This window comes from Pseudoalteromonas sp. MelDa3 (assembly GCF_002863625.1).
Taxonomy (GTDB): Bacteria; Pseudomonadota; Gammaproteobacteria; order Enterobacterales; family Alteromonadaceae; genus Pseudoalteromonas; species Pseudoalteromonas arctica.
The window spans coordinates 25,017-33,999 of record NZ_PJBR01000037.1 but is presented as its reverse complement, the minus strand read 5'-3'; the positions used below and the strand labels follow the sequence as shown (position 1 = coordinate 33,999).

The 8,983-nt window shown below is 38.6% G+C and carries 8 protein-coding genes; 3 read left to right on the top strand and 5 right to left on the bottom strand.

Features of this window, described 5'->3' with window-relative positions; translation table 11 throughout:
• Nucleotides 1–2 precede the first annotated feature (2 nt).
• Nucleotides 3–1,082, bottom strand: coding sequence for a mechanosensitive ion channel family protein (locus CXF89_RS09535; protein WP_121954462.1), 1,080 nt, complete (start codon nucleotides 1,080–1,082; stop codon nucleotides 3–5).
• Between the two features lie 117 nt (nucleotides 1,083–1,199).
• On the opposite strand from CXF89_RS09535, the gene CXF89_RS09530 reads away from it, so the two are divergent.
• On the top strand, nucleotides 1,200–2,153 hold the full coding sequence (locus tag CXF89_RS09530; RefSeq protein ID WP_121954461.1) for a YihY/virulence factor BrkB family protein: 954 nt from the start codon (nucleotides 1,200–1,202) through the stop codon (nucleotides 2,151–2,153).
• Between the two features lie 3 nt (nucleotides 2,154–2,156).
• On the opposite strand, the gene CXF89_RS09525 is transcribed toward CXF89_RS09530, so the two are convergent.
• Both CXF89_RS09525 and CXF89_RS09520 read right to left on the bottom strand, forming a co-directional pair.
• Nucleotides 2,157–3,044, bottom strand: a complete 888-nt coding sequence (locus CXF89_RS09525) for a LysR family transcriptional regulator (RefSeq protein ID WP_010554286.1) — start codon at nucleotides 3,042–3,044, stop codon at nucleotides 2,157–2,159.
• A gap of 89 nt (nucleotides 3,045–3,133) precedes the next feature.
• Nucleotides 3,134–6,238: a bifunctional diguanylate cyclase/phosphodiesterase gene (locus CXF89_RS09520; protein WP_121954460.1), complete on the bottom strand. Its 3,105-nt coding sequence runs from the start codon at nucleotides 6,236–6,238 to the stop codon at nucleotides 3,134–3,136.
• Between the two features lie 201 nt (nucleotides 6,239–6,439).
• On the opposite strand from CXF89_RS09520, the gene CXF89_RS09515 reads away from it, so the two are divergent.
• Together CXF89_RS09515 and CXF89_RS09510 are read left to right on the top strand one after the other, a co-directional pair.
• Nucleotides 6,440–7,282 (top strand): pirin family protein, encoded by an 843-nt coding sequence (locus CXF89_RS09515; protein WP_121954459.1) that lies wholly within the window; start codon nucleotides 6,440–6,442, stop codon nucleotides 7,280–7,282.
• 21 nt (nucleotides 7,283–7,303) lie between these two features.
• Nucleotides 7,304–8,278 carry a glutathione S-transferase family protein gene (locus CXF89_RS09510; RefSeq protein WP_121954458.1) on the top strand — a complete coding sequence of 325 codons (975 nt, stop codon included), beginning with the start codon at nucleotides 7,304–7,306 and terminating at the stop codon, nucleotides 8,276–8,278.
• 3 nt (nucleotides 8,279–8,281) lie between these two features.
• Here CXF89_RS09510 and CXF89_RS09505 read toward each other — a convergent pair whose 3' ends face one another.
• The gene (locus tag CXF89_RS09505; RefSeq protein WP_007582895.1) at nucleotides 8,282–8,524 is read right to left on the bottom strand and encodes a hypothetical protein; all 243 of its coding nucleotides are present in this window, start codon (nucleotides 8,522–8,524) and stop codon (nucleotides 8,282–8,284) included.
• Nucleotides 8,525–8,534: 10 nt separating this feature from the next.
• Nucleotides 8,535–8,981: a threonine/serine exporter family protein gene (locus CXF89_RS09500; protein ID WP_024590208.1), complete on the bottom strand. Its 447-nt coding sequence runs from the start codon at nucleotides 8,979–8,981 to the stop codon at nucleotides 8,535–8,537.
• Between the last annotated feature and the right edge of the window lie 2 nt (nucleotides 8,982–8,983).

Here is an 8,983-nt window from a genome sequence, read left to right as displayed (position 1 = left end):
TATTAAATAATATTTTTCCCTTGTTCTGGATCGCGAGATTGCTCTGCTTGTTCACGTATTTCGTCAGTATCACTACTTACATCATCAAGCGTTTTAGTTTGCTCAACAGTTTCACTTTTTTTGCTTTGTATTTGCGATGGTTGTTTTTCCTCTAAGCTAGAAGCATTTTCATTAGGGTCGGTGAGTATAATTCTCTCTCGTGCGTCATCAGGCATGCTGATGTTTTGTTTTGTGAACTCATTGACTAATTCGCGCATAAGCTGGGAGGCTACTTTTAATGGACTGTGCTGCTCGCTATTAAGCCAAAAATACAAAACGAAGTTAATAGTAGATGAGCCTAAGTTTTTTATTAAAACTTGCGCGGGTGGGTCGCTAAGTACCGCATTTTGTTGATTGGCAATATCTAGGGCGAGGGTTTGTGCGCTGCGTATATCGTTATCATAGCCAATACCAATTTCTACTTTGCCGCGCATTTTTGGATTGGCAGTCAGGTTTTTAATGGTATTTTTATATACAGTCGCATTAGGTATTTGAATATGATTGCCATCGTAATCAACAAGTGTGGTTGCTCTTGCTGTTACTTTTTTAACAATACCTAATCGGCCATCCACTTCAATTACATCGTCAATTTTAAAGGGTCTTTGTACGCTCAGTAATAAACTAGCAATAAAGTTCTCTGCTATGTCTCTAAAAGCAAAGCCGAGTATTAAACCTATCAACCCAGTCCCACTCATAATAGCAACAGCAAACTGAGTAAGCCCTGCTAAACGTAAAAATAAATATACCCCAAATAAAATTATTAGGGTGCTTATGCTGCGCCTTATAACTAGGTGAACAAGCTTGCTGTCAGTCATATAGTCAATGGGTTTGATTAGTAATCTAGAAAGTGGTCCTGAAATTAAGTAACTGAGTACTAAAAGCATTATGCCGAGTAAAATAGTGGGTAATATTTGCGCTGTTACGTGAAGTAATTGCACGCCTTGCTCATAAAAGAAATTCCACGAAAGTGTATCAACTTTGATCACTTCAGTTATTGGTGTTGTATTATTTAGCGCTACACTGCTTTTTAGGGTACCGAGCATGGCTTATCTTCCGTGTTAGAGTCATTTATAGATAAATATTAGCAAGTTTGGTACCAAACACTTATAACTTGGCAAATATTTTGCTGTAGTAACGTAATACAAATATTGAGGTTTAGAATGAAAGAAGCTAAACGAGGACAGCAAGCAGAGCAGCCTGCACATATCCCTTTTATAGGTTGGTGGGATATTGTTAAACGTATTTTTAAGCAAATGAGTGAAGATAACTTATCTATAGTGGCAGCCGGTGTGGCATTTTATGCGTTACTTGCTATTTTTCCAGCCATTGCGGCGGTGGTATCAGTGTATGCGTACTTTTCATCCCCAACAGATATTAGTGAGCACTTAAGTAAAATAGTTACTTTGCTTCCACCAAGCACTAGTGAACTGATTTTATCTCAGGTTTCTAGCCTAGCTAAAACATCAAGTGCAAGCTTGAGCTTAAGTGCAATTGGTACGCTCATACTTACTATTTGGAGTAGCTCAAAGGGCAGCCAAGCACTTATTACTGCATGTAATATTAGTTATCGTGAGTATGAAAAACGCTCATTTTTTCAGGCTCAACTAGTGCGCTTTTTATTTTCGGTAGGAGCGATTGTAGTCGCAATTTTTGCGCTATTAATTATTGGTATTTTACCTATTGTACTTAATTTAGTGGGACTAAAAGAAAGTATAGATTTATTAATTAAACTCATTTCTTGGCCATTATTGGCTTTTACCTTTAATTTCGCATTGGTACTTTTATATCGTTATGCCCCACATCGTAAACCGGCTAAATGGCGTTGGATCACAATGGGGTCGTCTATTGCTACCGTGCTTTGGATTTTGGCATCTATAGGTTTTTCTTTTTATGTGTCGCGTTTTTCTAGTTATAACGAAACGTATGGCTCACTAGGTGGTGTAGTGATCATGCTGATGTGGTTGTATATCAGCGCTTATATAATCACATTAGGTGCTGTAATTAATGCAGCTACTGAGCAGCAAACAGGTAAAGATAGCACTGTAGGGCCGGCTAAAGAGCGTGGGCAGCGAGGCGCCTATGTAGCAGATCACCTCGATGTAAAAAATGAATAGCTATTAATTAGCTAAATTAGTAAGTGCAGTAATTTGCTCTTTAAACTCTTGTGCTGCAGGACCAAGCCTGTCGTTGTCGTTGCACATTAAATATAAATTAAGAGTGCGGGTTGTACCTTGGTCTAAATTAAGTGCAATGAGGGTTTGATCTTCAATTAAATGTGCAATTTGTGTTTTTGGCAGCCAAGCGTAACCTAAATTTTGACTAACCATATCAATAGAGTTACGTAAGTGGCTTACTGTCCAGCGCATATCTGCACCTAGCCAGCCTTCATTGTGACTGGTGTGGGTTGCTGAATCGCGCACTACTATTTGTCTATGTAGCTTTAAATCGCGAAAGTTGAGTTGTTCAGTATGTTGGTGTAATACATGGTCTTTATGCGCAACCGCTATAAACTCTATATCGCATAACGTACTGCAACTAATTCCATAGATAGGAATTGACGAAATAGCTAAATCAACCACTGAGTTATGTAATAATTCGTTTGCACCTGTTAGCACGCTTTCTACTAAATCAATTTTTAAAAGAGGGTAAAGCTCACTCGTTTTAGCAAGTGCTTGATATAAAATAGCGTGTGGAAAAACTTCATCAACAGCTATTTTTAATGTGCTTTCCACGCCTTCGCTTAGTGTACTTGCTACCGATTCTATTTTAGTCGCTTCCTCAATTAAAAACTCGGCTCTGCGTAAAATCAGCTTACCGCTATCGGTTAAAAATGCTTTACGGCCTTTTACTTCAAGCAACTTAATTTGCAAGGCGGCTTCAAGTTTTTGCACAGCATGGTGTACGGTTGACTGACTTTTATGTACAGCTGCGCTTGCGCCTGCAAACCCGCCATGATCCACAACCGCTTTAAACATTCGCCATTGCTCTAATGTTGCTTTTGCCATTTTAAAATCCTGTTACTACTTTATATCTGATTGCTTAACTTGACCGCACAGACGCATTATTTATTGCGTAACAGTGATTTTTTGTCTATTTATTTTAACAAAGCTACTTTTTTATCAGCTAGAAGTGCTATAAAACTGCTTTTATTTAAAGGTCTTGAAAATAAATAACCTTGACCGTAATCGCATCCTGCTTCAAGTAGTAGCTGCATTTGTAATTTAGTTTCAATTCCTTCGGCGATTACTTTTAAGCCCAACTGATGCGCCATAACAATGATGGCTTCACACAGTGCAAGTTCTTGGCTGCCTACTTGAATATTATCAACAAAACGTTTATCTATTTTTAAATAGTCGGTGTCCATTTCTTGTAAGTAAGCGAGCGACGAATACCCGGTACCAAAATCATCAAGAGCAAGCTGCATACCTGATTTTACTATTTCTTTTAGGCGTCTTTGCGTAAGTGCTTCAGGGTTAACCATTAAGCCTTCAGTTATTTCTGCGACAATTGACGAAGCAGGCAGCTTTGCTGCTTTTAGCATATCGTACCATTCATCTATGCCACTCTCTGGCGTGGATAATTGCACTGGCGATACGTTTACACTTATTTGAAAAGTATCATCGGTTAGTGTTTTTATATCGTTAAGTGTTTGCAAAGCTTGGGCAAATACAAATTGACCAATTGCATTTATTTGCCTGGTTTCTTCAGCAAGTGGGATAAATGCGATAGGGCTAATTAGGCCTTTTTCGGGATGTTGCCAACGAATAAGCGCTTCAGCTTTATGAATATGTAAATCATTTAAAGCAACTATGGGCTGATAAAATAACTCAAACTGTTCAAGTTCTATGGCACTTCGTAAGTCTTTTAATAGCACCATGCGCGCGTGTGCATATTCGCGCATGTCAGCAGAGAAAAACTCAAAACAGTTACGACCATTACTTTTTGCTTTATACATAGCCTGATCGGCTGCCTTTAAAAGCTGTTCAGTAGTTTCACCATCATTAGGAGCGCAAGCAATGCCTATGCTTGCACTAATAAATAACTCTTCGTTTTCAAGATGCAAAGCTGACGATAGACTAAGTAAAATATTACTCGCAATTTGATTAATATGGCGCGTACTTTTAATGTGACTAAATACAATAACAAACTCATCTCCCCCAATTCGTGCCACAAACTCAGCGTTTTTTGCCGACTGGACTATACGCTGAGATACGAGTTTTAATAAGTTATCGCCATAGTGATGGCCTAATGTGTCATTAATATCTTTAAAGTGATCAATATCTAAAAGCATGACAACCAATTGATTATCTGGAGTAACAACATTTGAAAATCGTTGATTTAATCGCTCCTTTAACTCTAAACGATTTGGTAAGTCAGTTAGGTGATCAAAATGAGCTTGTCGCCAAATGGTTTCATCAGCTTGTTTTTTTTCTGTGAGGTCTGTGAATATCGCGATACGACGAATAGGTGCGTTGTTTGTATCATAAATAGTATCGATTGTGAGCCACTCAGAATAAAGCTGCCCGTTTTTTTTACGGTTAATAACCTCGCCTTGCCAGCGGCCTGTTTGCTGTAATTCAGACCACATTTTATTGTAAAAATTCTTATCATGTTTTCCTGATGAAAGAATTGAAGAGGACCGGCCAATTACTTCTTCTTTACTATATAAAGTCGTTTTGCAAAATGCAGGATTTACATCAAAAATGATACCCGTTGGATCGGTGATTGCCATGCCTTCACTACTGTTGTTATACACTAGTGAGGCAAGGTGGAGTGCTTCTTCATTTACTTTTCGTTGTGTTATATCTCGTAGCACAACAACGTATTCATTTTTACTTTGCATTGCGCTAATACGTGCTTCAAAGCTGCGTTTAGGATCTGATTTTTCGAGTGTGAATTCTAAATTGCTCGAAACATCAAGTTTAGATAACTGCGATAACAAAAGCTGAACATTGCTGTGTGAAAGTATTGATGATAAATGAGGTACTGCAGTGCTGTTTGGGTTTACTCGAGGCTTAAATTGCCCTGTTATGTTGAGAATGTCGCCATGGATATTAATTCTAACGTAGCTATCGGGCAGAGTATTAAGCAAGCTAGTAAGCTCATCATGCTTGTTTTTTAAATTAGCCTCAGCTGTTAACCGAGTTTGCGCCATTGATTTAAAACGCTGATAGAGGGTATTTAGCTCTGGATTATTGGGTTGTATTTTTTGTGCGGGCATCTCGCCCTTAGCCAATACGTTTGTTGCATTTGTTAGATTATTAATTGGGTCAATAATGCTGGTTTTAAGTAGTTTACGTGCAATTAAAGACAGTATCAGCAGCGATAAAATAAACACACCAATCGCTATAAAAAAATTATTATTTATTTGCTTTAAAGCATGCGTGACAGGAAGTGCGATATGTATATTTAAGCTGTTATTACTTGGATCGCTGTAAATAACAGAGTGATGAAGCATTCGGGCTTCACCTTCAATAGACTTTATTTTTGTTGATGCCTCATTATCAATCGAAGAATCAGTTGCTAATAAAGTCTGTGCAATATTATCGCCAAGCGCGGCCGTTGTAGGAGGATAACGCGCTAAAATTTTTCCGTTAGAATCAGCAATTGCAGCAATAGAGCCTGGCGGAAGTTCAATGTCATTAAAAGCATTGTTCCACCAGTCAAGCGCAACAACGATAACTACAACGCCCTGAATTACATTTTTTTTATTAATAATAGGTAACGCAAAATTAAGGGTGTTTTTTTGCAGGCTTCGGTCGTGCTGAAAATAACCTACCGACAATTGGTTACTTTTTAAGGCGTTTTGGAAATACGCCCGATCGGCAATATTAATTGTTTTGGCTAACCCGCTTGTTGTACATATAACAATGCCATTTGGATCTATAATCCCGATATTGGCAACATGTGCGTAAATAGATCTAAATTGATTAAAATAATTAGGGCAGGTCGTTGCTAAATTTTCTTTCTTACTTTCCTCTTTAGCCAAATAACGCGCTAAACGGTCAATATCATCGACTAAGTGCTTTTGCTGTAAAATTAATTGCTTAGCAATATTTTCTACTTTTTTTTCACTTTGCTCAATAGAGTGATCGCGTTCAAGCAGCAGTGTAAAAATAATTACAGCGGTGCCCGGAATACTTAGCAATATAAGTAAACGATAAAGCTGATGTTTGAGAGAATAAGTAAAAATAACCATTCCTTAGTTTTGTATTTTGCAATAACAATTGTAGCCAAATTCACTCCAAATAACCATAGTAATTATAAGGTTGAAAATGTAACCAATGAATCATTATAGTTCTATTTTTTGGAATGTTAAGGTCGATTTAAAGACATAGTTGTTTTGTTTAATGGATGATTTAATAACCCCATAAACTTATTCTTTAGAGTGAATTAATAAATGAAAATATCAAAAATACTTACAGCTTATGCAACTCAAGATGGCGATGGTGTGAGTATTAGCCGTATACCTGGGTTTGATGGTAAATATTTAGATCCCTTTTTAATGATTGATGAACTTAAGTCAGACGACAAAAAAGATTATATGGGAGGCTTTCCTGAGCATCCGCACCGAGGTATTGAAACGTTTACTTATATTCTAAAAGGTGGCTTTGAACATCGTGACCAAATGGGTAACAGAGAAGCAATTAAAGCAGGTGATGTGCAATGGATGAGTACAGGGCGCGGCGTCATGCACAGTGAAATGCCACTCGCGGATGCTGTTGACGGTTTGCATGGCTTTCAAGTTTGGATCAACATGCCAAGCGCAGAAAAAATGCGTGATTCACGTTATCAAGATACGACTAAAAACCCAGCTCCGAGTTTTACTAACACACAAGGTGTGACGTTAAAAGCACTGGCGGGATCGTGGCAGTTTGAAAGTGAAACGCTTACAAGCGCTCTGCAGAGTTTAGCTGCCAATGCGGCGCTTGCTGATATTACATTACCTGCTGGTAAAAGCATGCACTTAGAACCTATTAGCCAACAAAAAGTAATGCTTTATATTCATAGCGGCTCACTAATAATGAGCGACAATCAAACAATACCAGCGGGTAAGTTACTTATTTTGGAACCAGGGAGTGACATTAATATTAGCTCTGAGCACGGCGCTGGTGTTTTGGTTTTAGCTGGCGATCCACTTAATCAGCCGATTGCTCATATGGGGCCGTTTGTAATGACGACTCAAGCTGAAGTACAGCAAGCAGTGCGTGATTATCAAAACGGCGAGTTTGGCAAAATTTAACGGTATTTTTAGGAGAGTTTTATGGGATTATTAGTTAACGGTCAATGGCAAGATAAATGGTACGACACTGATTCAAGTAATGGTAAGTTTGAACGCGAAACGGCGCAGTTACGTCACTGGATAACTGTTGATGGTAGCGCTGGAATAACGGGCGAGGCCGGTTTTAAAGCTCAAGCGAACAGGTATCATTTATATGTGTCACTTGCGTGTCCTTGGGCGCATCGAACGCTCATATTTAGAGCATTAAAAGGGTTACAAGATTTAATTACGGTGTCGGTTGTTAGTCCTGACATGCTTGATAGTGGTTGGGCTTTTGATACGCAAAACCACAGTACTGGTGATGCTTTATTTAATAGTAACTACTTACATCAAGTTTATACAAAAAATAATCCAAAGTACTCCGGGCGAGTAACCGTTCCCGTATTGTGGGATAAAAAGCTCAATAAAATTGTCAGTAATGAGTCTGCCGATATTATACGTATGTTCAATAGTGCGTTTAATGAGTTAACAGGTAATAACGATGACTACTACCCTGAGGCGCTGCAACCAAAAATTGATGAATTAAACGCGTTGATTTATCCAAGTATAAATAATGGTGTTTATCGTACGGGCTTTGCTACAACTCAGGATGCGTATGAAGAGGCATTTAATGATGTATTTAAAGCACTCGATACAGTAGAGGGGATACTGAGAAAGCAGCGTTATTTAGCCACAAATGAACTCACAGAGGCAGATTGGCGATTATTCACCACTCTCATTCGGTTTGATAGTGTGTACGTTGGTCACTTTAAATGTAATTTACGCACAATTGAAAGCTATCCTGCTTTGAGCGGATACCTTAGAGAGCTATACCAGGTTAAGGGAGTAGCACAGACAGTTGATTTTTATCATATTAAGCGTCATTACTACTTTAGTCACACAATGATCAACCCAACACAAGTTGTGCCAAGTGGTCCAAGTATTGATTACTTATCTGATCACGGTAGAAATGTTTAGCGTTTAAGCAAACAGCCTAACAAGCCAGCCGTATTTTCTTACCAAGCTGGTTTCGCCTTTCCCTGCTTGTACAGCTGCGCCGGCTAAAAAGGCACTTGTTAGTCCCACTTTAGTTGCGGCAAAACGCTTTAGTCTATATTGAAACGCTGCATGATGTTGGCGTTTTAACTCACTGCGCGTATCCATTTGCTTACTCAGAGCATCAACGTTTTCATTAGGTGCTTTAATTAAGTAGTTAACCAACATATTAATTTCCTTATAAGTTAAACAGTTGTTTTAAGCTTTTAAGTGTTTTACTAAAGCCGATTTTATTGCTTAGGTAAACCGTATTTTTCCAAAGCCATGCTAAACAAGCAACTTGCAGCAGAGTAGCTGTTGCAATACTCAGCCATACTGACCCAAAAAGATCATATACACCGTATCCAACAGCACCTAGAAATCCTGCCCACAACAAAACCAAACCACTGGCAAAACAGCCTAAGAATATAGTGATCAATGCAAGCGATCTAAGCGATAACCGCCATTCAGCTTTAGCAAGCTGATGGGTGATCTTTCCTTGAGTTTGGTAATCATCCTTGAGCTGCTTAGAGTACTCTAAAAGCTTTGCAATATGATCTTGCCAATCGTCCTTTTGGCTCTGCTGCTCAGTAGTTTGGTTTTGCGCTTCACCATCCTTGGCTGCGCTTGTTTGTGGGTTATTCATCA

Excerpts from the sequence above, each read along its gene's own strand:
- CXF89_RS09535 (WP_121954462.1), bottom strand. The coding sequence starts at position 1,082 with ATGCTCGGTACCCTAAAAAGCAGTGTAGCGCTAAATAATACAACACCA.
- CXF89_RS09505 (WP_007582895.1), bottom strand. The coding sequence starts at position 8,524 with ATGTTGGTTAACTACTTAATTAAAGCACCTAATGAAAACGTTGATGCT.
- CXF89_RS09510 (WP_121954458.1), top strand. The coding sequence starts at position 7,304 with ATGGGATTATTAGTTAACGGTCAATGGCAAGATAAATGGTACGACACT.
- CXF89_RS09500 (WP_024590208.1), bottom strand. The coding sequence starts at position 8,981 with ATGAATAACCCACAAACAAGCGCAGCCAAGGATGGTGAAGCGCAAAAC.
- CXF89_RS09525 (WP_010554286.1), bottom strand. The coding sequence starts at position 3,044 with ATGGCAAAAGCAACATTAGAGCAATGGCGAATGTTTAAAGCGGTTGTG.
- CXF89_RS09530 (WP_121954461.1), top strand. The coding sequence starts at position 1,200 with ATGAAAGAAGCTAAACGAGGACAGCAAGCAGAGCAGCCTGCACATATC.
- CXF89_RS09515 (WP_121954459.1), top strand. The coding sequence starts at position 6,440 with ATGAAAATATCAAAAATACTTACAGCTTATGCAACTCAAGATGGCGAT.
- CXF89_RS09520 (WP_121954460.1), bottom strand. The coding sequence starts at position 6,238 with ATGGTTATTTTTACTTATTCTCTCAAACATCAGCTTTATCGTTTACTT.